This window comes from Noviherbaspirillum denitrificans (assembly GCF_002211445.1).
Taxonomy (GTDB): Bacteria; Pseudomonadota; Gammaproteobacteria; order Burkholderiales; family Burkholderiaceae_D; genus Noviherbaspirillum; species Noviherbaspirillum denitrificans.
Map to the genome: position 1 here is coordinate 3,056,000 of NZ_LSTO01000001.1, position 23,499 is coordinate 3,079,498.

At 60.9% G+C, this 23,499-nt stretch carries 26 protein-coding genes and 1 tRNA gene; 7 read left to right on the plus strand and 20 right to left on the minus strand.

Going from position 1 to position 23,499, the window contains the following annotated elements; all coding sequences use genetic code 11:
- Positions 1-24 precede the first annotated feature (24 nt).
- The 4 genes from AYR66_RS14790 to uraD are packed head-to-tail and all read right to left on the minus strand — an operon-like array spanning position 25 to position 2,797.
- Positions 25-1,365 (minus strand): MFS transporter, encoded by a 1,341-nt coding sequence (locus AYR66_RS14790; protein WP_088708121.1) that lies wholly within the window; start codon positions 1,363-1,365, stop codon positions 25-27.
- Positions 1,366-1,425: 60 nt separating this feature from the next.
- Positions 1,426-1,779, minus strand: coding sequence for a hydroxyisourate hydrolase (gene uraH, locus AYR66_RS14795; protein WP_088708122.1), 354 nt, complete (start codon positions 1,777-1,779; stop codon positions 1,426-1,428).
- A 32-nt stretch (positions 1,780-1,811) separates the two neighbouring features.
- Entirely contained in the window at positions 1,812-2,288 is a 477-nt protein-coding gene (gene uraH, locus AYR66_RS14800) for a hydroxyisourate hydrolase (protein WP_088708123.1), read from the minus strand.
- Entirely contained in the window at positions 2,285-2,797 is a 513-nt protein-coding gene (uraD, locus tag AYR66_RS14805; protein ID WP_170942154.1) for a 2-oxo-4-hydroxy-4-carboxy-5-ureidoimidazoline decarboxylase, read from the minus strand. Before uraD ends, uraH (AYR66_RS14800) begins: the two co-directional genes overlap by 4 nt.
- 173 nt (positions 2,798-2,970) lie before the next feature.
- Between uraD and AYR66_RS14810 the strand changes: the two genes are divergently transcribed.
- Entirely contained in the window at positions 2,971-3,924 is a 954-nt protein-coding gene (locus tag AYR66_RS14810) for a LysR family transcriptional regulator (protein ID WP_088708125.1), read from the plus strand.
- A gap of 19 nt (positions 3,925-3,943) precedes the next feature.
- On the opposite strand, the gene AYR66_RS14815 is transcribed toward AYR66_RS14810, so the two are convergent.
- The 6 genes from AYR66_RS14815 to AYR66_RS14840 all read right to left on the minus strand — a co-directional run bounded on the left by AYR66_RS14815 (position 3,944) and on the right by AYR66_RS14840 (position 8,707).
- Positions 3,944-4,033, minus strand: a tRNA-Ser gene (locus AYR66_RS14815).
- A gap of 105 nt (positions 4,034-4,138) precedes the next feature.
- Positions 4,139-5,368, minus strand: a complete 1,230-nt coding sequence (hemW, locus tag AYR66_RS14820; protein WP_088708126.1) for a radical SAM family heme chaperone HemW — start codon at positions 5,366-5,368, stop codon at positions 4,139-4,141.
- The gene (gene rdgB / locus AYR66_RS14825) at positions 5,365-5,949 is read right to left on the minus strand and encodes an RdgB/HAM1 family non-canonical purine NTP pyrophosphatase (protein ID WP_088708127.1); all 585 of its coding nucleotides are present in this window, start codon (positions 5,947-5,949) and stop codon (positions 5,365-5,367) included. The genes hemW and rdgB overlap by 4 nt, the downstream gene beginning before the upstream one ends.
- A gap of 67 nt (positions 5,950-6,016) precedes the next feature.
- Complete coding sequence (gene rph / locus AYR66_RS14830) at positions 6,017-6,748, minus strand: ribonuclease PH (protein ID WP_088708128.1); 732 nt, start codon at positions 6,746-6,748, stop codon at positions 6,017-6,019.
- 11 nt (positions 6,749-6,759) lie between these two features.
- A complete protein-coding gene (locus tag AYR66_RS14835) occupies positions 6,760-7,689 on the minus strand; it encodes a PP2C family protein-serine/threonine phosphatase (protein WP_088708129.1) in 930 nt (309 codons plus the stop codon).
- Positions 7,690-7,699: 10 nt separating this feature from the next.
- Positions 7,700-8,707: a serine/threonine protein kinase gene (locus AYR66_RS14840; RefSeq protein WP_088708130.1), complete on the minus strand. Its 1,008-nt coding sequence runs from the start codon at positions 8,705-8,707 to the stop codon at positions 7,700-7,702.
- Between the two features lie 94 nt (positions 8,708-8,801).
- Between AYR66_RS14840 and AYR66_RS14845 the strand changes: the two genes are divergently transcribed.
- The 4 genes from AYR66_RS14845 to AYR66_RS14860 are packed head-to-tail and all read left to right on the plus strand — an operon-like array spanning position 8,802 to position 12,918.
- Complete coding sequence (locus AYR66_RS14845; RefSeq protein ID WP_088708131.1) at positions 8,802-9,692, plus strand: YicC/YloC family endoribonuclease; 891 nt, start codon at positions 8,802-8,804, stop codon at positions 9,690-9,692.
- Between the two features lie 40 nt (positions 9,693-9,732).
- Positions 9,733-10,377 carry a guanylate kinase gene (gene gmk / locus AYR66_RS14850; protein ID WP_088708132.1) on the plus strand — a complete coding sequence of 215 codons (645 nt, stop codon included), beginning with the start codon at positions 9,733-9,735 and terminating at the stop codon, positions 10,375-10,377.
- 23 nt (positions 10,378-10,400) lie between these two features.
- Positions 10,401-10,604: a DNA-directed RNA polymerase subunit omega gene (gene rpoZ / locus AYR66_RS14855; protein WP_088708133.1), complete on the plus strand. Its 204-nt coding sequence runs from the start codon at positions 10,401-10,403 to the stop codon at positions 10,602-10,604.
- Positions 10,605-10,641: 37 nt separating this feature from the next.
- Positions 10,642-12,918, plus strand: coding sequence for a RelA/SpoT family protein (locus AYR66_RS14860; RefSeq protein WP_088708134.1), 2,277 nt, complete (start codon positions 10,642-10,644; stop codon positions 12,916-12,918).
- A gap of 125 nt (positions 12,919-13,043) precedes the next feature.
- On the opposite strand, the gene AYR66_RS14865 is transcribed toward AYR66_RS14860, so the two are convergent.
- From AYR66_RS14865 to cadR, 5 genes are all read right to left on the minus strand, one after another.
- Entirely contained in the window at positions 13,044-14,381 is a 1,338-nt protein-coding gene (locus AYR66_RS14865) for a DUF3422 family protein (protein WP_088708135.1), read from the minus strand.
- A 127-nt stretch (positions 14,382-14,508) separates the two neighbouring features.
- A complete protein-coding gene (gene greB / locus AYR66_RS14870) occupies positions 14,509-15,063 on the minus strand; it encodes a transcription elongation factor GreB (protein ID WP_088708136.1) in 555 nt (184 codons plus the stop codon).
- A gap of 59 nt (positions 15,064-15,122) precedes the next feature.
- Positions 15,123-16,463: an EAL and HDOD domain-containing protein gene (locus tag AYR66_RS14875; RefSeq protein ID WP_234814911.1), complete on the minus strand. Its 1,341-nt coding sequence runs from the start codon at positions 16,461-16,463 to the stop codon at positions 15,123-15,125.
- A gap of 89 nt (positions 16,464-16,552) precedes the next feature.
- Positions 16,553-17,467: a 23S rRNA (adenine(2030)-N(6))-methyltransferase RlmJ gene (locus AYR66_RS14880; protein ID WP_088708137.1), complete on the minus strand. Its 915-nt coding sequence runs from the start codon at positions 17,465-17,467 to the stop codon at positions 16,553-16,555.
- A 49-nt stretch (positions 17,468-17,516) separates the two neighbouring features.
- The gene (gene cadR / locus AYR66_RS14885; protein WP_088708138.1) at positions 17,517-17,954 is read right to left on the minus strand and encodes a Cd(II)/Pb(II)-responsive transcriptional regulator; all 438 of its coding nucleotides are present in this window, start codon (positions 17,952-17,954) and stop codon (positions 17,517-17,519) included.
- 79 nt (positions 17,955-18,033) lie between these two features.
- On the opposite strand from cadR, the gene AYR66_RS14890 reads away from it, so the two are divergent.
- Complete coding sequence (locus AYR66_RS14890) at positions 18,034-18,687, plus strand: cation efflux transmembrane domain-containing protein (protein ID WP_088708139.1); 654 nt, start codon at positions 18,034-18,036, stop codon at positions 18,685-18,687.
- 75 nt (positions 18,688-18,762) lie between these two features.
- Here AYR66_RS14890 and aceA read toward each other — a convergent pair whose 3' ends face one another.
- Positions 18,763-20,079, minus strand: a complete 1,317-nt coding sequence (aceA, locus tag AYR66_RS14895; RefSeq protein WP_088708140.1) for an isocitrate lyase — start codon at positions 20,077-20,079, stop codon at positions 18,763-18,765.
- Positions 20,080-20,479: 400 nt separating this feature from the next.
- Here aceA and AYR66_RS14900 point away from each other — a divergent pair, with 400 nt between their 5' ends.
- The gene (locus AYR66_RS14900) at positions 20,480-21,535 is read left to right on the plus strand and encodes a DMT family transporter (protein ID WP_088708141.1); all 1,056 of its coding nucleotides are present in this window, start codon (positions 20,480-20,482) and stop codon (positions 21,533-21,535) included.
- Here the strand turns inward: AYR66_RS14900 and AYR66_RS14905 are convergent.
- The 4 genes from AYR66_RS14905 to AYR66_RS14920 all read right to left on the minus strand — a co-directional run.
- Positions 21,532-21,723, minus strand: coding sequence for a YgaP family membrane protein (locus AYR66_RS14905; RefSeq protein WP_088708142.1), 192 nt, complete (start codon positions 21,721-21,723; stop codon positions 21,532-21,534). The two genes, AYR66_RS14900 and AYR66_RS14905, sit on opposite strands and share 4 nt — an antisense overlap.
- Positions 21,724-21,800: 77 nt before the next feature.
- The gene (locus tag AYR66_RS14910) at positions 21,801-22,493 is read right to left on the minus strand and encodes a Crp/Fnr family transcriptional regulator (RefSeq protein ID WP_170942155.1); all 693 of its coding nucleotides are present in this window, start codon (positions 22,491-22,493) and stop codon (positions 21,801-21,803) included.
- 13 nt (positions 22,494-22,506) lie between these two features.
- Positions 22,507-23,001 (minus strand): ribonuclease E activity regulator RraA, encoded by a 495-nt coding sequence (gene rraA / locus AYR66_RS14915; protein WP_088708144.1) that lies wholly within the window; start codon positions 22,999-23,001, stop codon positions 22,507-22,509.
- Between the two features lie 51 nt (positions 23,002-23,052).
- Positions 23,053-23,499 (minus strand): MFS transporter (locus AYR66_RS14920; RefSeq protein ID WP_141104249.1); only part of this gene is annotated, 447 nt, incomplete at its 5' end.

Below are 23,499 nucleotides of genomic sequence, written 5' to 3' on the forward strand. Positions count from 1 at the left end.
GCAGTCCACCCGGTGTAGGTCTGCTTACTGCGCAGTCTTGAGTTGCGAGCCGAGTGGCTTTTGCGGACGGATGAGAAGCAATACCAGCAGCGCGCCGAAAGCCTCGATCATGGCCACCGCCAGCAGGCCGGACGACAGCCCGCCGCCGGCATCCTTGAGCACACCCATCGCATACGGCGCGCCGAATCCGGCCAGGTTCGCGAACGAGTTGATCATCGCGACACCTGCCGCGGCGGCCGCACCGGACACGTACAAGTTCGGCAATTGCCAGAAGACCGGGATCGCGCTCATCGTGCCCATCACCGCAAGCGTCAGCGCAATGAATGCCAGCACGGGCTGATGGGCCAGCATCGCAGTGGCAGCCATGGCACTCGCACCAAGCAGTGCCGCGCCGGCCACGTGCAGCGTGTTCTTGCCGGTCTTGTCCGCGAAGTAGCCGTTGCTGACCATGCCGCAAGCGCCGAAGATGTACGCCACGCCGATGAGCAGGCCGACGTGCAGCGAATCGGACACGCCCATGTCGCGGACGATGCTCGGTGCCCAGAAGGTCAGTGTCGAGTTGGCCGCAATAATGCAGAAGAAGATCGCCACCAGCGCCCACAGCTTAGGCTTGCGCAGGCTGGCCAGGAAGCTGTGCTCGCGTGGACCGCATGCGGCGGCATCGCGCTGCAGTTCACGCTGCACGAAGGCGCGCTCGTCCTCGCTCAGCCACTTGGCCTGCGACGGCTTGTCGGTCAGGTACGCCAGGGTCACGAGTCCGGCAAGCACGGACGGGATGCCTTCGATCAGGAACAGCCATTGCCAGCCACGCATGCCGTGGAAGTCGTTCAGCGAGGTCATGATGATGCCGGCGAGCGGGCCGCCGATGATGCCTGCAATCGCCGACGCCGACATGAACAGGCCGAACGCACGCGAACGGCGCTCGCTCGGATACCAGTAGGTCAGGTAAAGGATGATGCCGGGATAGAAACCTGCCTCGAACACGCCCAGCAGGAAGCGCAGCACATAGAACTGCGTCGGGGTGGTCGTGAACAGCATCAGGATGCTGACGATGCCCCAGCCGATTGTGATGCGGGCGATAGTCTTGCGCGCACCGATGCGGTCCAGCAGGATGTTGCTCGGCACTTCGAACAGGAAATAGCCGAGAAAGAAAATCCCCGCGCCGAGGCCGTATACTGCCTCGGAAAAGTGCAGGTCATTCAGCATTTGCAGCTTCGCGAAGCCGATGTTGACCCGGTCAAGCCAGGCCAGGACCCAGAGTACGCACAGGAAAGGAATCAGGCGCCAGCTGATCTTCGAGTAAATGCGGTCGGCTTCGGTCTTGGGCGGAACAGCCCGCGCGCCGCGTGTGTTGAGGGTGGTCATCACTAGTCTCCTAAGTGTGCAGTCATGCTGCACTATCGTCCTTGAATCGGTTGCAGTACCTTAGCTTCCGCGGTATGTCGTGCAGCTCCACGGCGTCGCCAGCATCGGCACGTGGTAATGCTGCTGGGTGTCGAACACCGCGAACCGGACTGGCACCGTGTCGATGAATGCCAGTTCCGGCATCGGCGTCCCAATCTTCGAAAAATACTCCCTTACGTGAAACACCAGCTCGTACTTGCCGACCTTGGTGTCTTCCGGCTTCAGGATCATCTGGTCGGTGCGGCCGTCCTTGTTCGTGACGACCGTCTTCACCAGGCGGTAACGGTTGTCTTCCCAGACCGAAAAATCAATGCGCATGCCGGCGCCCGGCAAGCCGGTGGCGGTGTTCAGTACATGTGTGGTTATGCCAGCCAAAGCAGTCTCCGTTATATGGGGTAATCAGGCGTTCAACTGCCGCGGTAGTACGAATAGCTCCAGGGCGTGAGCAGGATCGCAATGTGGTAGAGCTGGCGCGGATCATCGATCGAGAAGCGGATCGGCACCTCGGTCAGGAAGGCCGGGCGCGGCATCGTGGCGCCGAGCCTTGCGTAATGTTGCTCGACGTGCAAGACCAGTTCATAGCTGCCGCGTTTGAAGTTTTCTCCCTCGAACAGCGGCTGGTCGGTCCGCCCACCCTTGTTGGTGTCGAAGCTGCGCAGCAAGCGGTACGACTGCCCGTCCAGCACGGACAGGTCGACACGCATGCCGGCCCCCGGCAGCCCGGTCCAGGTATCGATTGCATGGATGGTGAGGCGTCCGGGGCCGCTTGCGGCTGCCTGCTGAGCCGGCGCATTGCCGAGTGCGCTGCAACCAGCCAGCGCAGAGGATCCTGCCGCCAGTCCTGCCGCAAGGAAGCGCCTGCGGGAAAGCTCGTTGCCGCTCATGCCGCATCCTTTTGCAGCGGCGTCGTCTCTTCCGCGAAAATTCGGTCCAGGCGCATCCGCACGATATTGAAGACCTGCGCAATGTTATTGTCGAACTCCGTCGCGGTATCGTTCTGCAGCCGACGTTCGAACTCGCTGAAGATTTCCGCCTTGGAATAATTGCGCACCGCAATAATGAACGGGAACTGGTGCTTGGCGCGGTAAGCCGCATTCAGTTGCCGCATCTTTTGCAGTTCGCCCGAGGTCAGGGAATTCAGTCCCGCGGTCGACTGTTCGATGACCGAGTTCACGGTCATGTTGCCGTCCTGCGCCTCCTTGCCGGCCAGGTCAGGGTGCAGGCACAGTAGCGCCTCGATCTGTGTCCGCGGCGCCCGGCGTACCGCACCGAACATCGCCTGGTAAAACTCCTCGATCGTCGCAAACGGCCGATCCTGCCAGGCTTGCTCTGCTACCCAGGGCGAATACTCGAACACACCGCCGAATGCGTTGGTGAAAGAGTCGCGGCTCATTTGATTTACTGCTGTCAGGTCCATCTGCCATTCCTTTGTTTTCATCGTTGGTGATGCGCCGCTCGCATGTAAAAAACGGCTGCGTCATGCGAATGAAATATAGAGGACGGGGCAAACCGTGCACAATCGGCAATCTGCTATATTCCACATAACAAAAGCACTGGCCCACACCGATGTCACGCGCCACCGACCCGCTGGATACCTTCCTGTTACGCGTCCTGGAAACCCTGATCGCCGAGCGCAGCGTCTCCAAGGCAGCGGCCCGGCTCAACCAGTCGCAACCCGCTATCAGCGCCGTCCTCAAGCGCCTGCGCGAGACCTTCAACGATCCCCTGCTGGTGCGAGAAAAGGGACAGATGATCCCGACAGCGCGCGCACTCGAGCTGGTGGTATCGGCGCGCGTGATCCTCGAAGAAGCGGCACGTATGATGGCGGAGCCGACCACCTACGTCGCCGCGACGTCACAGCGCGAATTCCGCGTCGGCGCGGCCGACTTTCTCACGGCAACCTTCCTTGGCGAGGTCGTGGAACTGATGCGGCAGGACGCCCCGATGACGCGGCTGTCGGTTATTCCGCTGCGCGGCGACCTCGACTACGAAACCGCACTGGCCAACGGCGAACTCGACCTCGTGATCGGCAACTGGCCCAACCCGCCGCCGCAACTGCACCTGTCGATCCTGCTGGAAGACGACATCGTCTGCCTGATGGGAAAACACAATCCGCTCGGCGAGGACATGACGCAGGCCGACTATCTCGCCGCGGCCCACATCGTGCCGCTGCCCTATTCGAACATGCACCGCGGTGTGGTGGAAACGCACCTGTCGAGTATGCGACTCGCACGCAACGCGGTGATCAGCCTGCCCTTCTTCAGCATCGCGCCTTATCTGCTGGTGCGCTCGGACCTGGTGTTCACGACCAGCCGGCATTTTGCGAACTACTATGCGAACTTCCTGCCGCTAAAGATCGTTACGCCGCCAATGGCGTTTCCGGAGATGCGGTTTTACCAGCTATGGCATGAGCGGACCCATCGGTCGAGCGCGCACGAGTGGCTACGGAGTGTTTTTACGAAAGCGAGCAGGAAGACGCGCGAGGCGAACAGGAAGGGACCGAGACAGTCGAAGGTTTAGGGGATGTGATGCAGGGACTTGGCGGAGGCGGTGAGATTCGAACTCACGGACGGGTTCCCCCGTCGCTGGTTTTCAAGACCAGTGCCTTAAACCACTCGGCCACACCTCCGGTCATGGATTGCGTCAGTCTGTAGTGCGGCAGGCGATTCCGCCGCGACTAGCGCAGACGCGATTATACCCGACTCGTTCGCGCCTGCCCTGCCCGCCTGGAAATTTAGTTGAGGAACATCTGCTGCAGGTCGTTGAGGAAGCGCTGCCCGAGTTCCGTCGGGCGGATCAGCTTGTAATCGCGGTAGAGCAGGCCTTTCGTCTCTGCTTCATTGAGCGGTTTCTCGATTGCATTGAGCGTGAGGCCGGTACGTTCCGCGAACAGGTTGGGATCGAAACCACCTGTCAGGCGCAAGGCGTTCAGCATGAATTCGAAGCCGAGGTCTCCGCGCGCGATCTCGAATTCTTCCTGGATCTGGCTGCCGAGTTTCAACTGTTCCATGTAGGTCTTCGGCTGCTTGTAACGCATCTGGCGTACAACGCGATGCGGGAAGGAAAGCTTCGAATGCGCGCCCGCACCGATGCCGATGTAGTCGCCGAATTCCCAATAGTTCAGGTTGTGCCGCGCCTGGCGGTGCGGCTTGGCATAGGCCGATACTTCGTAATGCCGGTAGCCGGCCTCTGATGTGATTTGTTGGATCAGGTCCTGCATCTCGGCGCTGGTGTCGTCGTCGGGGACGACCGGCGGGTACTTCGCGAAATAGGTGTTCGGCTCCAGCGTCAGGTGGTAGAGCGAGAGGTGCGGCGGTGCGAATCCGATGGCGGTCGAGACATCTTCGCGTGCTTCAGCGAGCGTCTGCGACGGCAGCGCGTACATGAGGTCGAGGTTGAAATTGTCGAAGTTCGCTTGCGCGATCTCGACGGCCCGCCTCGCTTCGCGTTCATCGTGGATCCGCCCCAGCGCCTGCAGGTGATGCGCATTGAAGCTCTGTATGCCGATCGACAGCCGGTTGATGCCGCTCGCGCGGTACGATTTGAACTTCTCCGCCTCGAAGGTGCCCGGGTTCGCTTCCATCGTGATCTCGGCCGCACCGTCGAGCGGAAGCAGCGTGCGGATGTCCGACATCATGCGGTCGAGGCCCGCCGCCGACATGAGGCTGGGCGTGCCGCCGCCGATGAAGATGGTGTATACCTTGCGTCCCCAGATCAGCGGCAACGCGCTTTCGAGGTCGCTGCGCAATGCAGCGAGGTATTCCTCTTCCGGAAAGCCGTTCTTGACCTCGTGCGAGTTGAAATCGCAGTACGGGCACTTCCTCACGCACCACGGGAAGTGGACGTAGAGGGAAAGCGGCGGCAATGCGGTCAGGTGCAAGGCGCCCGGCTTGAGGAAGGCACTTGCCGCTTCCACAGGCGTTGCGGGACTCTTGCCGGATGTGACGGGCTTGATCGGAATCATTTCAGCTTTTCAACGAGCGCGCGCAAGGCCTTGCCCCGGTGCGACAGGCCGTTCTTTTCCTCTGCGGACAGTTCCGCCACGGTCTTGCCCAGCGCGGGAATCCAGAAATACGGGTCATAGCCGAAGCCGCCCTGCCCGCGCGCCTCGGCGATGATCTCGCCATCCCAGCGGCCTTCGGCAATCACCGGTTGCGGGTCGTCAGCGTGGCGCACGAAAACGAGCGCGCAGTAATAGTAGGCCGATTTGTCCGCGTGCGGTTCCAGGTCGGCGATGAGTTTTTCATTGTTGCGCGCGTCGGACTTCGGTTCGCCCGCATAGCGCGCCGAATAGACGCCGGGTGCGCCGCCGAGCGCCGTGGCGCAGACGCCGGAGTCGTCGGCGAGCGCCGGCAGGCCGGTGATGCGGGAGGCATGGCGGGCCTTGGCGAGCGCATTTTCGACGAAGGTGACGTGCGGTTCTTCCGCCTCGGGCACGTTGAATTCGCCCTGGGCGTGGACGTCGAAGCCGACGGTGGCCAGCAGCTCGCGGAATTCCTTCAGCTTGCCGGCGTTGTTGGAGGCGAGTACGAGTTTGCGTGTCATGGGGTTCTCAAATGACAAGCGGCGCCAGCACTGCTGCTCGCGCCGCGTATGTTGCGAAAGCAGCTACCTATACGATGCCGAGCTCGTCCTTCTGGAGGCGGATGAGGTCGGCGATACCCTTGTCGGCAAGGTCGAGCAGGCGGTTCATCGTTGCGCGGTCGAAGGCTTCGCCTTCCGCCGTGCCCTGCACCTCCACGAAATGGCCGGCATCGGTCATCACGACGTTCATGTCTGTGTCGCAGTCGGAGTCCTCGACGTAATCGAGGTCGAGCACCGGCATACCCTGGAACACACCGACCGAGATCGCGGCGACGAAATGCTTGACCGGGATGGCCGGGACCACTTTCGCCTCCACGAGTTTCGAGAAGGCATCGTAGGCGGCGACCATTGCGCCGGTAATCGACGCAGTGCGCGTGCCGCCGTCGGCCTGGATGACGTCGCAGTCGAGGTGCAGCGTACGCTCGCCGAAAGCGTTGAGGTCGAACGCGGCGCGCAGCGAGCGGCCGATCAGGCGCTGGATTTCCTGCGTGCGACCGGACTGCTTGCCCTTGGCGGCTTCGCGGTCCATGCGGCTGTGCGTCGAGCGCGGCAGCATGCCGTATTCGGCGGTCATCCAGCCTTGGCCCTTGCCTTTCAGGAAGCCGGGAACTTTCTCTTCGATGCTGGCGGTGCAGATGACCTTGGTGTCGCCGAATTCGACGAGGACGGAACCCTCGGCGTGCTTGGTGTAATGACGGGTCAGTCGGACGTTGCGCAATGCGTCGGCGGCACGTCCGCTGGGGCGTTGTTGAAACTGCATGGATTGGGCTTTCAGTTTTTTGAGGTGACGCGGGCGGTCTTTTCGATCGCCTCGCGGATTTCTTCGATCGCTTTTTCGATATCGCTTTCATCGAACGCATCGGCCGGCTCGAGGTCGGCACGCGGCGCCTGGATGGTCGTCGTCACGCTGCCAACCGGCAAGGTGTGCGTGGTGATGGTGGAAGGCGAATCCTGCAGCACGCTGGTGCCTTCCCACATCATCGCGAGCGCGGTGACATTATCGCTCGTCTTGCCGGCGATGCCGGTGGCGGTCGCAAGCAGTTCAGGCACGGCGCGCACGACAGTGTTCATGTGCAGGCTTTGCGCGAGGACGTGGTCCGGCAGTACCGACCACAAACCGTCCGAACACAGCAGCATCACATCGCCGGGTTGGAGGCTGGCGCGACGCGAGAGTTCGACAATCGGCATGTTGGGCGCGCCGAGGCAGTTGAACAGCTTGTTGCGGTCCGGGTGTGTATCGCGCTCGGAGGGCGCGACCTTGCCCTGCGCAATCAGCGTCTCGATGCGCGAATGATCACGGGTGCGCGCCAGGATCTGGCCCTGGCGCATCCAGTACAACCGCGAATCGCCGCAGTGTGCCCAGTAGGCGCTATTGTGCTGCACGATGCAGGCGACGATGGTGGTACGCGGCGTTTCCGGCAGGTTGTTGACAGCACGGTAGCGATGGATCTCACGGTGCGCTGCAAAGAAGCTGTCCTCGAGGAATTTCTCGGGCTTCTTGATATACGGGTTGGCATTCTGCTGGAACAGCGAGCCAATGGTCTGCAGCGCAATCGTCGCCGCCATTTCACCCTGGATATGCCCGCCCATGCCGTCGGCTAGAAGCAGGAGCAGCGCATCCCGGGTGAAGCTATAGCCCATGCGGTCCTGGTTGTTCTTGCGGCCGCCGATATGGCTTTCCTGGTAGACGGAAAATCGCATGTGCTTTCGCCTAGCGCGTGTTGTTCTGGATGGTGGTATTGCCGACTTGCGAGCCCTTGCCGATGCCGCCAAAGAGGTTGCGCAGCTTCGACGTGACCTTCTCGATCAGGGCCGGTTCCTTCTGTTCGACCACCGGTTCGCGCAATGCCTTCTGCAGTGCGAACACGCTCTGCGGCCGCTCGAGCGATTCGAGGCGAAGCGACCAGCGGATGACCTGGATCAGTTCGCGCGAATACATGCTTTCCAGCTTGCGGAAATGCTCTTCCATCTTGTCGTTGGCCTTGCGCTGGTCCGCCGGCTGCGGCGGCGCACCCACCATGCAGGCGAACATCGACGCGCCGATGCTGTAAATGTCCGTCCACGGCCCGAGGTTGCCATTCTTGACATACAGTTCGGGCGGCGCGAATCCGGGGGTGTACATCGGATACAGCTTGGGCTGGTCGGCCCGCAGCGTCTGGCGCGCGGCGCCGAAGTCTAGCAGGATCGGCGTGCCGTCCATGCGCAGGTAGATGTTGGCCGGCTTGAGGTCGAGGTGCAGCAGCTTGTTGGCGTGCACTTCGCGCAAACCGTTCATCACCTGGTTGAACATCTTGCGGATGAAGCGCTCCGACACGAGCGGCCGTTCGCCCTTGTCGCGGCGGCGGATGATGTGGTCCTGCAGCGAACGGCCGGATTCATAGGCCATCACCATGTACACCGTATCGTTGGCGCGGAAGAAATTCACGACGCTCACGACATTGGGATGCGATATGCGGGCAAGCGCGCGGCCCTCCTCGAAGAAGCACTTGAGGCCGATGCGGAACACGGGAAGGTTTTCGGCAGAAATCGCCGGTACCAGTTCGCCGGGCTGGCGCAGCGCGAGCGAGCTGGGCAGGTACTCCTTGATGGCGACGGCGTTGCCATCTTCATCATAGGCCAGGTAGACAATACTGAACCCGCCGGACGCAATCTTCTTTACAATGCGGTATCCGGCAATTTCCAGTCCATCCGGCAACGGAGCGTTGTTTTGCGATGCCATAATTTCCTTGGCAATTTCCCTCGATAGTTGCTCGGGATTGTGTGGGATAAATCACTGATTTGTAAAGCAAGGAAACATTTTGACGATCTCTAGCATGACCGGCTATGCGGTCACCACCCGCGAGACCGATGCGGGCACCCTGACCGTCGAACTGAAAAGCGTGAATTCACGCTTCCTCGACCTCCAGTTCCGTATCAACGACGAGTTCCGCAGCTTCGAGCCGGTGTTGCGCGAAGCCATCATGGCGCGCCTCAGCCGCGGCAAGGTGGAGTGCCGCCTCAGCTTCGGACGCAAGGCAGCAACAGGCGGCGTGCAGAACCTGAACGGCGAGCTGCTCGACGCCTTGTCGAGGATGCAACAGGAAGTGCGCCAGCGCTTCCCCGACGCGCAGCTGCTCACCGTCAACGAACTGCTGCGCTGGCCCGGCGTGATCGCCGATGCCGAAGCCGGACAGGAAGCATTGCAGACTGAAGTGCAAGCGCTGATCGGCGATGCACTCAATGCATTCATCGAGACCCGTGCCCGCGAAGGCGCCGCTCTGCAGACGATGCTGCTGTCGCGCGTCGACGAGATGGAAGCCATCGTCCAGCGCATTACCCCCCTTATTCCTCAGGCTATCGCACAATTCCAGCAGAAGGCGACCGAGCGGATGAAGGAAGCCCTCGGCGTTGCCGCGCCCAATGGCGCCACCACCGTGTCGCGCGAGGAAGCGCTGGAGCGCATCCGCCAGGAAGTCACGCTGTACGGCATCCGCATTGACGTTGCGGAAGAACTGTCCCGCCTGTCCGCCCACCTTACCGAGACCCGGCACATCCTGAAAAAGGGCGGACAAGTCGGTAAGCGCCTCGATTTCATGATGCAGGAACTGAACCGCGAGGCGAACACGGTCGGCTCCAAGGCCGCACTGAAGGAACTGTCCGACGCCTCGATGGCCATGAAACTGCTCATTGAGCAGATGCGGGAACAGGTTCAGAATCTCGAATGAACCCGGCATTGCCTTTTTTACATCACAACAAGCCCAGTTTATGACCGAATCACTCAACCCGTCCGGCAGCCTGTTCATGGTGGTTGCCCCCTCCGGCGCCGGCAAGTCGACCCTGGTCAATGCCCTGCTGGCGCAGGAACCGACCATCAAGCTGTCGATCTCCTACACCACCCGCCAGCCGCGGCCGGGCGAAGAGCATGGTCGCCAGTACTACTTCACAACCGTCGAGGATTTCCTCAAGCGGCGCGAAGCCGGGGAATTTTTGGAGTCAGCCGAAGTCCACGGTAATTACTATGGAACTTCGCGCCTGATTATCGAAAAGGAGATGAAAGCCGGCCGGGATGTCCTGCTCGAAATCGACTGGCAAGGCGCGCAGCAGGTCAAGAAGCAGTTTCCGTCCGCCGTCCAGGTTTTCATCCTGCCGCCATCGATCGACGCGCTGGAAGAACGGTTGAAGAAGCGCGGCCAGGACGAGGCACATGTGATTACACGCCGGCTGCTGGCCGCCGGCGGCGAAATCGCACACGCCCCGGAGTCTGAATATGTTATTATTAATCAAGAGTTTGCGACTGCTTTGTCGGAATTGACTGCAATCGTCAAAGCATCCCGTTGCCGCTTCGCGCAACAGGCCGCGCGCAACGCTTCCCTATTTGCCCAGCTGGGCATTCACGCCAATCCGAGCTGACACAGATTTTTTCAGGAGCATTTATGGCCCGTATTACCATCGAAGATTGCCTCAAACAGATTCCGAACCGCTTCCAGCTGACCCTGTCCGCGACCTACCGCGCCCGCCAGCTCCTGCAAGGCCATACCCCGAAAGTCGAAGCCAAGGACAAACCGACGGTTGTCGCGCTGCGCGAAATCGCTGCCGGCAAGGTCGGCATCGAAATGCTGAAAAAAGTCCCGAGCTAAGTAGCGCCACCGGCCATGCGGCTGATAAGCTTACTGTATGGACCTGACCCAACCAGATTCTGCACTATCAGTCGCCCCGAATAACCGGGCATCGTCCGATCGCCCGGCCTCCAAGAATCATCCCGACACTCCCCTGAAGTCCGACCACAACGCCGCCCAGACCGCGGGCGTGGCTTCCGTTACCCTGCTGATGAACAAGCTGGGCGATTACCTCACGTCTTCCGAAATGAAGAAGGTGAAGGAGGCCTATCGCTTTTCGGATGAAATGCACCTCGGCCAGATTCGCAAATCCGGCGAGCCCTACATCTCGCATCCGATTGCCGTTGCGGAAATCTGTGCCGACTGGAAGCTCGACGCGCAAGCCATCATGGCCGCCCTGCTCCACGACGTCATGGAAGACCAGGACGTCAAGAAGGAAGAACTGATCGAGCGCTTCGGCGCTCCCGTCGCCACGCTGGTCGACGGTTTGTCCAAGCTGGACAAGATCGAATTCCAGAGCCAGATCGAAGCGCAGGCAGAAAACTTCCGCAAGATGCTGCTGGCCATGGCGCGCGACGTGCGCGTCATCCTCGTCAAGCTGGCCGACCGCCTGCACAACATGCGCACGCTGGGCTTCATGAGCCCGGAGAAGAAGCGCCGCATCGCGCGCGAGACGATGGAAGTCTATGTGCCGATCGCGCACCGCCTCGGCCTGAACAACATTTACCGCGAGCTGCAGGACCTGGCGTTCTCGCATCTCTATCCGGTGCGTTACCGCACACTGTCCAAGGCCGTGAAAGCCGCGCGCGGCAACCGGCGCGAAGTGGTCAGCAAGATCCTCGAATCGGTGAACAACACGCTGGCGGCCACCGGCATCAAGGCGCAGGTTTACGGACGCGAAAAGACGCTGTACGGCATCTACCGCAAGATGCGCAACAAGCACCTCTCCTTTTCGCAGGTGCTCGACGTCTACGGATTTCGCATCGTCGTCGACAGCTTCGCCAACTGTTATGTCGCCCTCGGCACCCTGCACGCGCTGTACAAGCCGATGCCGGGCAAGTTCAAGGATTACATCGCCATCCCGAAGCTGAACGGCTACCAGTCGCTCCACACCACCCTGATCGGCCCTTACGGCACGCCGGTCGAGTTCCAGATCCGTACCCAGGACATGCACCACGTCGCCGAAGCCGGCGTGGCGGCGCACTGGCTGTACAAGGATTCCGACGCCAGCCTGACCGACCTGCAGCAGCGCACGCACGCCTGGCTGCAGTCGCTGCTCGACATCCAGAAGCAGACCGGCGATTCCGCTGAGTTCCTCGAACATGTCAAGGTCGACCTGTTCCCGGATTCGGTCTATGTCTTCACGCCGAAGTCGAAGATCATCGCCCTGCCCCGCGGCGCGACAGTGCTCGATTTCGCCTACACCATCCACACTGACATCGGCGACCAGGCAATCGGCGCGCGCGTCAACCATGAGCATGCCGCGCTGCGTACCGAGCTGCGCAATGGAGACATCGTGGAAATCGTGACCGCGCCTACGTCGCGTCCGAGCCCGAACTGGCTGACCTTCGTCCGCACCGGCAAGGCGCGCTCGGCAATCCGGCATCACCTGCGCACCATCAACCTGGCGGAATCGACCGAACTGGGCAAGCGCCTGCTGGCGCAATCGCTGGTGGCGATGCACATCGATCCGCAACTGCCGGCTGAACTGGTGGAGAAACTGCTGAATGAATCCAGCGCGAAATCGCTGGACGAACTCTATGCCGACATCGGCGTGGGCAAGCGCATGGCGACCCTCGTCGCGCGCCATATCCGCACGCTGATGGAAAGCGACCCGGACAACGAGCTTCCGCCGCTCGACAACGAGAAAAAGAGCCAGAAGCTCGACCCGGTTGTCATCAACGGCAATGAAGGCGTGTCGGTGCAGCTTGCGCAATGCTGCCAGCCGATTCCGGGAGACAGCATCACCGGTCAGCTCAAGCGTGACCAAGGCATCGTGGTACATACCACTGACTGCGATGTCGCCAAGCGCCAGCATGCAAAGGAACCGGACCGCTGGATCGAGCTGGTATGGGATACAGAACTGACGCGTCGCTTCGACTGCCGCATCAGGGTACTCGTAGACAATGAGAAAGGCGTGCTCGCGCGCGTGGCTGCGGAGATCGGCGAGTCCGACGCCAATATCACCTATGTCGGCATGGATGATGACCGCGACCACCTAATGAAGCAGCTGCACTTCACTGTGCAGGTCGAGGACCGCATCCACCTTGCACGCCTGATCCGCAATGTGCGGAAGATTCCTGGCGTCGCACGCATACTCCGCGAGAGAGGCTGATCCATCAAGAACCGTAGGGTGGGTAGAGCGAAGCGAAACCCACCGTGCGCCCTAAATGCGTTTGATGGTGGGTTTCGCTGCGCTCTACCTCGGCGGCCCCACCCACCCTACAATCCTTTACGCTTTCAGCTGTGGATGCTCTTGTGCATCCTGCGCAATCCCAGCCACACACCCAGCGCAACCACAGGCAGCAGCAAGCCGCTTGCAATATCCGGATTCACAGGCCAGCCGGCTGCCTTGGCGGCCTTCCCCACATAGCTGAGCAAGCCCACCGAGTAATACGAAATCGCCACCACGGACAAGCCCTCGACCGCCTGCTGCAGACGAAGCTGCTGCGCGGCCCGGGTGTTCATGGAATGCAGGATCTGCCGGTTCTGCCGTTCCTGCACGATACCAACGCGAGTCCGCAGCAGGTCGTTGGAATGGGCGATACGCTCGGCCAGTGCCTCCTGCCGACGCGCGATCGCCTGGCAGGTATTCATCGCTGGCGTCAACCGGCGGTCCATGAATTCGCCGACAGTCGGGAAACCCTCGATGCGCGTTTCGCGCAACTCTTCGATGCGCGCATGCACCAGGCTGAAGTACGCCTGTGACGCGGAGAACCGGTAGCTGTTGGCCAGTGAAAGCTTTTCGATGCGCGCCGCCAGTCCGGTGATGGTGCCGAGCAGGACCTGCTCATCGTCGGTGTCGGGCAGCTGGTTACCGTTGGAGGTGTCGGTATTCACCATCGCCGCGGTTAGTGTCACCAGCTCACCTTCGATCGCATTCAGCACGGGTGTCGCCTGCTGTGCGTGGGGCAGGCCGAGCAAGGCCATCATCCGGTATGTTTCAATTTCGAGCACACGCTGTACCAACCGTCCAGCCTGCTGTTCATGCAGGCCGACATCGCGCACCACGAAACGGCTGAAGCCGTCGGACTGGATGAGGAAGTCCGTCCAGACCTCCCCGCCCTGCAGCACGTGACTGCCGACCAGCATGTTGCCTTCGAAGACGTCCCGCAAGCCGTCAGCAAACTTTTCTGCGCTCGCGTTCGACTTGTCGAGGACCACGTGCGCCGCGACCATCATCTTGCCCTTGAGGCTGACCAGCCACTCCTGCGGCAGCTGGAACAAGGGAACGCGTTCAAAGGATTCCGCCACGGAGCCTGCCTCGTGCCGCCCGGCGAAGGTAAAGGTAGCAAACTCCGTGTGGCACTCCCACTTCAGGCGGAATCGGCCGAAGTCATGGAAGAAGTACTTGGCTTCCTGCAGCGGCGGCGTGACGCCGAAATGCGTGCACAGCGCGGCGAGGAAGCCGTGCTGTACGGCGGCGTTCGACGTCGTCGGATCACCCTCTTGCCGTGCGTAGACGGCAATGTGCGTCAGGCTCTCCGGCGCCTCAAGGCGGAGAAAGGGCCGCGAATGCACTTCAGCGGCAAGGGGAACGCGCAACGCATGGTTGAGGCTGGAATAGATAATCGTCATTGGCAGGTGCTGGTTTTTTTATAGGATATTTTTCTTCTTGCAAATTTTGTACCGGAAATGTGACGGTACTTTGACGACTTGCGACAGCACCGGCGGATAGCCAGCCCGGACGCATGCGGCGCGGGGATTATTTCGCCGGGTAGCTGACTTCGAGGATGGTGAGTTCATCCAGACCCGCCGGCGTCTTGAGGACGACGGAATCGCCTTCGCGCGCCTTGGTCAGCGCGCGTGCGACAGGGGAAATCCAGCTGATCTTGCCGTTCAGGGGATCGAGTTCGTCGATGCCGACGATGGTCACGGTATGTTCCTCGCCGGCCTGGTTTTCATAGGTGACGGTTGCACCAAAAAAAACCTGGTCGCCGCCGTGGTGCACGCTCGGGTCCACCACTTCAGCAAGGTCCAGGCGCTTGGTAAGGAAGCGGATGCGCCGGTCGATCTCGCGCAGGCGTCGCTTGCCGTAGATGTAATCGCCGTTCTCCGAGCGGTCGCCGTTGGAGGCCGCCCACGATACGATCTTGACGACTTCCGGCCGGTCGACGTCGATCAGGCGCAGCAGTTCATCCTTCATGCGCTGGTGGCCCTGCGGCGTCATGTAATTCTTCGATCCGGCCGGGATGGCGGGCAACGCACCTTCGAGGTCGTCGTCGTCACCGTCGGATTCTTTAACAAAAGCCTTGTTCATGCGGCATATTGTAGCGGCCTCGCCCGCCGGGGGTATAGCGCAAAGGCGACTTCCGGTATTTAGGGCGAGCTGGCGACCGCATCGCTCCATTCAAAGGCGGCAACTTGCAAGGCAGTGAGTTGCTCAACAGAAAGCCCTAGCCTGTCGAGCAAGGGTGTCAAATGCGGGCAGGAGGTATCGATATTTTCGATGCATTCGGCCAGCCACAGCATGTCGCCATAAATACCGCGCCGCTCCAGCAAGGCGTCCCGCACCTCGGTAGCAACCGCAAGATGGCGCAGGATTTCCTCCATCGGCAAGCCGAACAGCGCATCCATCAGCGAAAGGATACCGACAGTGAAGGCAATACCGGCAATCCGGCGATCCCCTGGGCGGATGGCATCGGCGATCAGTTCGAGCAACCGTCCGCGCGTGGTGGACAGCGCCAGCAGAGGCGACGCTGCGGTCTTTTCCTTTTCCGATTCGGCGTAGAGCAGGATCTGCAGCCATCTCTGGATCTGCTGCCGGCCGAGCACCTTCATGGCCTGTCCGAGGGAATGGATTTGCTCAGGTACACCGGCGCCCGGTGCATTCACCAGGCGTAGCAGGCTCATCCCCAGCGAAGCATCGTGCTTGATGCTGCTTTCGATGGCCGTGAGTTCGGCATCCGATGCGAGCTGGGTTATCAGCCGCATGATGGCGATCTGGGACGGCTTCAGTTTCCTGCCGGCCAGAATCGTGGGCCTGGCGAAGTAATAGCCCTGGAAGTAATCGAAATCCTGCTCGAGGCAATGGCGGAACTGCGCATGCGTCTCGACCTTCTCCGCCAGCAGCCGCTTGCCCGCCCGCTTGAACTTGCGCGCAAGCGAAGCGATGCGCTCCTCACCGATCAGGCTGATGTCGACCTTGATGATGTCCGCCAGCCCCAACAGCTTGCGGACATTGGACGACTCCGCCACCACGTCGTCGAGTGCAATCGCATACCCCTCCGCTGCAAGCTCCTCGACGCGCGCGACGATGCGCCCGTCGACTTCCACCGTCTCGAGAATTTCCAGGACAACCTTGTCCCTGGGGAGGAAATAAATGAAGTCGCTCAGCAGCACGGCTGCATCGACATTGATGAATCCGAGCGAGCTGCCGATCACGTTGCCCATGCCGAGTTCGGCGGCATGGGCAATCACCGAGGCGGTAGCCGACAGGTCGTCGGTGACGTTCGCCGCGTCGGCACCTGCCTCGCGGAACAGGAGCTCGTAGGCAAACAGCTGCTGCTTCCGGTCGAGGATAGGCTGGCGTGCGAGGAAGAAGTCCCTTGCACGATGCGCGTGCACAGGATTTTCGAATATGAAATCGCGGGCAAGGTTATCCATGACGATGTACCGGTCGGCAAGCAATGTGATCGAAAACGCTGCTGCATCAACCATTGTACGGACCGCGTACCGTTACGGATTCAGCGATTTCAAACTGATACATTTAGGCAGACAGCCGACCCGCCGTGGAATTCCCGCTCGCTTCAAACCTTTCGTGGAGCTCGCATACCGGTCACCGGCGCGCCGCTTTCGAGGGTAAATTTCGCCTGTCCGTCGCGTCCCAGTGCGCTGACCAGGAAAGGCATCATGTCACGCAGCATGGGTTCCAGCGTCCACGGCGGATTGACGACGAACATGCCGCTGCTGTGCAGGCCGAAGCCATCCGGCGAAGGCGCGCCGATCGACAGTGTAACGTTCAGCCAGTCCTTGCCCTGCAAACGCTTTAGCTTGTCGGGCAGCTCGCGCGATTCCATGCGCTGCAGGACTGGATACCAGACGGCATAGGTACCCGTTGGGAAACGAGTAAGCGCATCGGCCAGCGTATCCTTGACACGGCGGTAATCGTCCTTCACCTCGTAAGGCGGATCGATCAGCACCAGTCCGCGGCGCGACGGCGGCGGCAACAGCGACTTCAGGCCGACGAAGCCGTCATCCTTGGTGATCATCACGCGCTTGCCGCGTCCGCTGCGCTGCCCTTGTGCTGCAGCGTGCTCTTCCAGCTTGCGGAAATTGTCTTCAAGCAGCTTGCCATCGCTCGGATGCAGTTCAAACAGACGGATGCGATCCTGCTCGCGCGCCACCTGGTCGGCGCAGTACGGCGAGCCGGGGTAATAGCGCATTTTGCCGGCCGGATTCATGTCCTTGATGAGCTGCATATATTCGGCCACCGGCTCCGGCAGGTCCTTGCGGTCCCAGAGTTTCGCGATACCGGTTTCATATTCGCGGCTCTTGTTGGCGAAGCCCGTATCGAGTGCATACACGCCCGCCCCCGAGTGGGTGTCGATGTACATGTACGGCGTCTCTTTCTGGCCGAGGTAACGCAGCAACTGGATGAGCACGACGTGTTTCAGAACGTCGGCGTGGTTGCCCGCGTGGAAGGCGTGGCGGTAACTCAGCATGGGGAAATCCGGTATCGAGTGGTCGAAAGGGTGCCCATTCTACCAAGCATCAGTGGGGTTCATGCCCGGAATGGCAAACGCATTCGCTGCTGCTGGCGGCGCTCTGGAGGTTTTGCAGGATGCCGCAGTGCCCGGCATCGAGCTGCGTACGGCAGGTATTGCGCAAGGTCTGCAACTGGTTCTGCAGGCGCGACAACGCCGCGATCTGCTGCTCGGTCTGCGCCAAGTGCCGGTCGAGCATCGCATTGATTTCATCGCATGCGAGTTCCGGCTGGTCCTGGAAATGCTGCAGGGTGCGGATATCGTCCAGCGACATGCCGAGCGACCGACAGTGACGGATGAACATCAGGCGCTCCGCATGCTGCGCGCTGTAACTCCGGTAGTTTCCTTCCGTACGCGGCGGCACGGGAATCAGTCCTTCCCGCTCATAGTAGCGAATTGTCTCGACTTCACAACCTGACATTTTGGCAAGTTCACCAATTTTCATCCTCATCCTTTCGGGCAATGCTTGACCCTATAGTAGGTACAGGGTCTGTAATAGGCAAATATTGCTGAAGGAGAGTTCCATGTCTGCCCATTGCTGCGCCCATTCCCACCCGCCGAAGGCTTCGCAGGATCCGCGCTACCGGCGCGCGCTCTGGATCGCGCTTGTTGTCAATGCTGCCATGTTCGGCATCGAACTTGCCGGCGGCGTCGAATCTTCTTCTACGTCGCTGCTGGCCGATGCAGTCGACTTCTTCGGCGACGCCGCCAACTACGGCGTGGCGCTGCTGGTACTGTCGATGGCCGCGGTTTGGCGCAGCCGCGCTGCCTTGTTCAAGGGGCTGTGCATGGGAGCGTTCGGCATCTTCGTACTGGCGAAGACTGCCTGGAGCATCGCTTCCGGCGTCGTGCCGGAGCCAATGACGATGGGCGCGATCGGCTTGCTCGCACTATGCGCGAACCTTGGCGTCGCCGGTCTCCTGTATGCGTATCGCAGCGGCGACGCCAACATGCGTTCCGTCTGGCTGTGCACGCGTAATGACGCAATCGGGAATGTCGCGGTAATGCTGGCCGCGGCGGGCGTATTCGGCTCCGGACGCGGCTGGCCGGACTGGCTGGTTGCCGCCTTCATGGGCGTGCTTGCGCTGAAGGCGTCATTCAGCGTGGTGCGCCAGGCGCGGGAAGAATTGCACGGGCACGAAAACACCGGCATGGCGCACGGTCATACTCACCATTGAGCCATTCCGCTGAAGGCATAAAAAAACCGCACCCGAAGGTGCGGTTTTTCATTTCAAGCCCGGAGATCCGGAAGATCAGTGGAACTGCTCTTCTTCGGTGGAACCGGTCAGTGCCTTGACGGAGGAAGAACCGCCCTGGATCACGGTGGTCACGTCGTCGAAGTAGCCTGCGCCGACTTCCTGCTGGTGCGACACGAAGGTGTAGCCGCGCTCGCGTGCTGCGAATTCCGGCTCCTGAACCATGTTCACATAGTGCTTCATGCCTTCGCCGCGAGCATATGCGTGCGCGAACTGGAAGGTGTTGAACCAGTTGATGTGGATACCGGCCAGGGTGATGAACTGATACTTGTAGCCCAGTTCGGACAGCTTTTCCTGGAATTCGGCGATGGTCTTGTCGTCGAGGTTCTTCTTCCAGTTGAACGACGGCGAGCAGTTGTAGGACAGCAGCTTGCCCGGGCATGCAGCGTGAACTGCTTGTGCGAATTCGCGTGCAAAGCCGAGGTCCGGCGTGCCGGTTTCGCACCAGACGAGGTCAGCGTACGGAGCGTAGGCGACACCGCGGCTGATTGCCTGCTCGAGGCCGTTCTTGACGCGGTAGAAGCCTTCCTGGGTACGCTCGCCGGTCAGGAACGGCTTGTCGTTGGCGTCGTGGTCGGAGGTGATCAGGTTCGCTGCTTCAGCGTCGGTACGTGCCAGGACGATGGTCGGAACGCCCATGACGTCGGCTGCGAAACGTGCGGAAACCAGCTTCTCGATCGCTTCTTGCGTCGGAACCAGCACCTTGCCGCCCATGTGGCCGCACTTCTTCACTGCAGCCAGCTGGTCTTCGAAGTGCACGCCTGCTGCGCCGGCAGCAATCATGTTCTTCATCAGTTCGAAGGCGTTCAGCACGCCGCCGAAACCGGCTTCTGCGTCAGCAACGATCGGCAGGAAGTAGTCGATGAAACCTTCGTCGCCCGGGTTGATGCCACGCGACCACTGGATCTCGTCAGCACGCTTGAAGGTGTTGTTGATGCGGCGAACCATGGTCGGGACGGAGTCGTAGGCGTACAGCGACTGGTCGGGGTACATGGTTTCGGAGGTGTTGCCGTCGGCAGCGACTTGCCAGCCGGAGAGGTAGACGGCTTCCAGGCCAGCCTTGGCCTGCTGCATTGCCTGGCCTGCGGTGATGGCGCCGAAGGCGTTCACATAGCCCTTCTTTGCACCGCCGTTGACCTTCTTCCACAGCTTTTCCGCGCCTTCCTTGGCCAGGGTGTATTCGATCTGCTTGGAACCGCGCAGGCGAACGACGTCGGCTGCGGAGTAGTTGCGCTTGATACCCTTCCAGCGGGGATTTTCAGCCCAGTCTTTTTCCAGATCTTTGATTTGCTGTTCGCGAGTTGCCATGGTCATTCTCCTATGTAAAGCAATGAAGAAAAAAGAAAACTTGATGGCTGAATCATATGCTGAATTTTGCGGGGCAACAAGGTCTTATATAAGACATATAAGTAAATATTTATCCTTTATTTTCAAATACTTGACATTTTCATTTCGCGATACGGAATGTTTTTTCTTAAAATGAAATAAGTTTACACCGCTCTGCACACACCGTTTTTCACATTGCGAAATAGAAATTTCGAGATGTGGAATTTTGACGAAAAAGACAAGTATCCGGACTGGGCTTTACGACCGCCTTCTCCGACAATCGTTCGCCCGAATGGCGCAAGGAACGGACAAACGGTTTCCGTGGTCTTTCCGTTAATAATTCTCATGTCGTGAGAAGATGGCAGTTCCTTCAACGAGTCAATTATTCATGCGCATCGGAATTGCACATGCGCTGCTGGCGGCAATCCTGTTCGGCGCCAGCACGCCGTTTGCCAAATTGCTCGTCGGCGACGTCGCGCCGGTCCTGCTCGCCGGCCTGCTCTATGCAGGGAGCGGGCTCGGCCTCGCAGCATGGCTTGGTGCCAGGCGGGCAATGCGCGCTGACACGGCGAATGAGGCGCCTCTTTCCGCCGCTGATGTTCCATGGCTAGCCGGCGCAGTACTGAGCGGAGGAATCATCGGACCGGTCCTGCTAATGACAGGCCTGAGCCTGACAGCGGCGTCCACGGCCTCGCTGCTGCTCAACCTGGAAGGCGTCCTGACGGCGCTGCTGGCGTGGTTCGTATTCCGCGAACAATTCGACCGGCGCATCTTTACAGGCATGCTGCTCATCATTGCAGGCGGTGTCCTGCTATCGGCCGGTACTGGCAGCGCGGCGGGCGGCGACTTCTGGGGCGCGCTCTGCATTATCGGCGCCTGCCTGAGCTGGGCCATCGACAACAACCTCACGCGCAAGGTAGCTGCCAGCGATGCCGTGCAGATCGCGGCGATCAAGGGGCTGGTGGCGGGCATGGTCAATCTCGCGTTTGCACTGGCCTGGCTCGAACTTCCCTTGCCCGGTGCGAGCCAGGCGGCAGTTGCGGGGTTGGTCGGTTTCGCCGGCTACGGATTGAGCCTGGTCCTGTTTGTGCTGGCGCTACGCCATCTGGGAACGGCGCGTACAGGCGCGTACTTCTCGGCCGCGCCCTTCGTTGGCGCCGTCATTTCGCTCGTCCTGTTGGGCGACCAGCCGGGAGCGGCGTTCTGGATTGCAGCGGCGCTGATGGCGGCCGGCATCTGGCTGCACCTGACCGAGTCGCATGACCATGAACACACGCATGAGAAGATGATGCACGCCCATCCGCATTACCACGACGCCCATCACCAGCACACGCACGATTTCCCTTGGGACGGCAAGGAGCCGCATGTGCATCCGCACGAGCATGCAGCACTAACGCACGCGCATCCGCATTTTCCGGACATCCACCACCGTCACCGCCATTAACGGCTGCAGGTATTGATACCGAACAGCGTGTACAAGGGGCACCAGCTCACCAGTCCGGTAAGCAAGGGAATGAATCCCGCGAGGCCGAACCACTTCTGCTCGCCGGGCAGGATGAAATAAAGGCTGAACAAGGCCAGCGCAAGAACCAGACGGATGATCTTGTCGACGGTACCGACGTTTGCTTTCATGACACGCTCCATGGGTTGAATGAACAAGGCCAGAATAGCGGCGCTGCTGTCCCATGTATGTAACTCCGGTTACATAACTAGCGCATCTCGGCCAGTTTCCTGAGTTTGCCGGCATCGCGGATACTTATTCGTCCCCTCCCGAGTTCGACCATGCCCTGCCCTTCGAGGTCATCTAGCAAGCGGCTGACCATTTCACGCACCGTTCCCAACTCGTCGGCCAGCTCCTGGTGAGTGACGGCAACCTGCACACGTCCGTCAACCGCAACGGGCGCCGCGTTCGCATGCGCCAGCAAGGCGGAAGCCAGTCGAACGTCCAGGCGCAACGTCGCCACTTCTTCAACCAATTCCATGGTATTCACCAGGCGATCGCCGAGTGTACGGAAAATAGCGGTGCGGAAGCGTTCGTCGGATGCAAGGCATTCGTTGAACAGCGCCGGCGGCATCACGATCACGCGGGTCGTCCCGGACGTGACACCCGTGGCGGGATACCGGCCGTCGCCCAGGAGGCATCCCATCGACAGGATGCATGCCTCGTCGGGCGTCACACGATACAGCTCGATGCGACGCCCGTTGGCGAGATGCTTGAACACACGCACAGTGCCGGAGAGGATGATCGGGAAGCCGCTGCACCGCGCCTGTGTTTCGAACACTTGCGTACCGCCCGGCAGTTCCAGCACCGGCAGCGATGCCAGTTGCTTCGATACCGCCGCCGGCAGCGACTGCAGGATGGGCTGGGTCGCAAATGCGGGATCATTGCCCGCGGTCGTCATTCCTGGACCCCGCTCAGTCCAGCTTCTGCGCGGCGACGAGGACGCCGTCTGCGTCGGCATAGATCCAGTCGCCCGGATTGATTGCGACGCCCGCGATGGACACGCGCAGGTCCTTGTCGCCAACACCTTTGCGGATGCTGCGCTGGGGATGAGTCGCCAGCGCACGCACGCCGATGTCGCAGCCGTTGATCTCTTCCGAATCGCGGATGCAGCCGTTGACCAGGATGCCGGCCCAGCCGTTCTTTTCCGCCAGCACGCCGAGGTTGCCGCCCACCAGCGCGCAACGCAGGCTGCCACCGCCGTCGACCACCAGCACGCGGCCGTTACCCGGCGTTTCCAGTGCGGCACGGACCAGCACGTTGTCCTCGAATACCTTCAGCGTTGCCGCCTGCCCTGAAAATGCGGTGCGCTTGCCGAACTTCTGGAACACCGGCGGCAGCGCGGACAGCGTGCCGGCAGCAATCTTGTCTTCGTTCGCATCGCAAATGTCACAGGTCGCAAAAGCCATCGTTTCCTCCCGGATGAAAAAAGGTCAAGTTCAAGCCGGGATTGTAAGCGATCAGGCGGCCTGCGCCTTGACGGCCTTCCGTGCCGTGTTCGTTCCCACACCGACGGCGGTCAGAATTGCCAGCCCTTGGAACAGGCCGATACCGATGAAGACCCAGGATGGATGTCCCGCATCCATCAGGGCGCCAAACAGCAGCGGGCCAGTGGCAAGCCCGATGTCCAGGCCCGAATAGACCACGCCGTACACGCGCCCTGTCGCATTCTTCGGCGCCGCAGCGCGAATGAGCAGATCACGCGACGGACCAGCGACGCCGGCGCCGAATCCGATGGCGCCCATCAGGACGATGGCCAACACGGGCGGCACGACACCTGCCGCCAGGATCAGCGCGAACACGCCCGCAGCGGCAAATGCCAGTGCAATCGTCCTGTCATGGCGGTCTGCTTTCGACGCAAGAAAACCGCCCCACACCATGCCCACCGCCGACGCCAGCATGTAGGC

Bases quoted from the DNA above. Each gene is read 5' to 3' on its own strand.
- AYR66_RS14790 (WP_088708121.1), bottom strand. From the start codon at position 1,365: ATGACCACCCTCAACACACGCGGCGCGCGGGCTGTTCCGCCCAAGACC.
- uraH (WP_088708123.1), bottom strand. From the start codon at position 2,288: ATGAGCGGCAACGAGCTTTCCCGCAGGCGCTTCCTTGCGGCAGGACTG.
- uraD (WP_170942154.1), bottom strand. From the start codon at position 2,797: ATGAGCCGCGACTCTTTCACCAACGCATTCGGCGGTGTGTTCGAGTAT.
- AYR66_RS14810 (WP_088708125.1), top strand. From the start codon at position 2,971: ATGTCACGCGCCACCGACCCGCTGGATACCTTCCTGTTACGCGTCCTG.
- hemW (WP_088708126.1), bottom strand. From the start codon at position 5,368: ATGATTCCGATCAAGCCCGTCACATCCGGCAAGAGTCCCGCAACGCCT.
- rdgB (WP_088708127.1), bottom strand. From the start codon at position 5,949: ATGACACGCAAACTCGTACTCGCCTCCAACAACGCCGGCAAGCTGAAG.
- rph (WP_088708128.1), bottom strand. From the start codon at position 6,748: ATGCAGTTTCAACAACGCCCCAGCGGACGTGCCGCCGACGCATTGCGC.
- AYR66_RS14835 (WP_088708129.1), bottom strand. From the start codon at position 7,689: ATGCGATTTTCCGTCTACCAGGAAAGCCATATCGGCGGCCGCAAGAAC.
- AYR66_RS14840 (WP_088708130.1), bottom strand. From the start codon at position 8,707: ATGGCATCGCAAAACAACGCTCCGTTGCCGGATGGACTGGAAATTGCC.
- AYR66_RS14845 (WP_088708131.1), top strand. From the start codon at position 8,802: ATGACCGGCTATGCGGTCACCACCCGCGAGACCGATGCGGGCACCCTG.
- gmk (WP_088708132.1), top strand. From the start codon at position 9,733: ATGACCGAATCACTCAACCCGTCCGGCAGCCTGTTCATGGTGGTTGCC.
- rpoZ (WP_088708133.1), top strand. From the start codon at position 10,401: ATGGCCCGTATTACCATCGAAGATTGCCTCAAACAGATTCCGAACCGC.
- AYR66_RS14860 (WP_088708134.1), top strand. From the start codon at position 10,642: ATGGACCTGACCCAACCAGATTCTGCACTATCAGTCGCCCCGAATAAC.
- AYR66_RS14865 (WP_088708135.1), bottom strand. From the start codon at position 14,381: ATGACGATTATCTATTCCAGCCTCAACCATGCGTTGCGCGTTCCCCTT.
- greB (WP_088708136.1), bottom strand. From the start codon at position 15,063: ATGAACAAGGCTTTTGTTAAAGAATCCGACGGTGACGACGACGACCTC.
- AYR66_RS14875 (WP_234814911.1), bottom strand. From the start codon at position 16,463: ATGGTTGATGCAGCAGCGTTTTCGATCACATTGCTTGCCGACCGGTAC.
- AYR66_RS14880 (WP_088708137.1), bottom strand. From the start codon at position 17,467: ATGCTGAGTTACCGCCACGCCTTCCACGCGGGCAACCACGCCGACGTT.
- cadR (WP_088708138.1), bottom strand. From the start codon at position 17,954: ATGAAAATTGGTGAACTTGCCAAAATGTCAGGTTGTGAAGTCGAGACA.
- AYR66_RS14890 (WP_088708139.1), top strand. From the start codon at position 18,034: ATGTCTGCCCATTGCTGCGCCCATTCCCACCCGCCGAAGGCTTCGCAG.
- aceA (WP_088708140.1), bottom strand. From the start codon at position 20,079: ATGACCATGGCAACTCGCGAACAGCAAATCAAAGATCTGGAAAAAGAC.
- AYR66_RS14900 (WP_088708141.1), top strand. From the start codon at position 20,480: ATGCGCATCGGAATTGCACATGCGCTGCTGGCGGCAATCCTGTTCGGC.
- AYR66_RS14905 (WP_088708142.1), bottom strand. From the start codon at position 21,723: ATGAAAGCAAACGTCGGTACCGTCGACAAGATCATCCGTCTGGTTCTT.
- AYR66_RS14910 (WP_170942155.1), bottom strand. From the start codon at position 22,493: ATGACGACCGCGGGCAATGATCCCGCATTTGCGACCCAGCCCATCCTG.
- rraA (WP_088708144.1), bottom strand. From the start codon at position 23,001: ATGGCTTTTGCGACCTGTGACATTTGCGATGCGAACGAAGACAAGATT.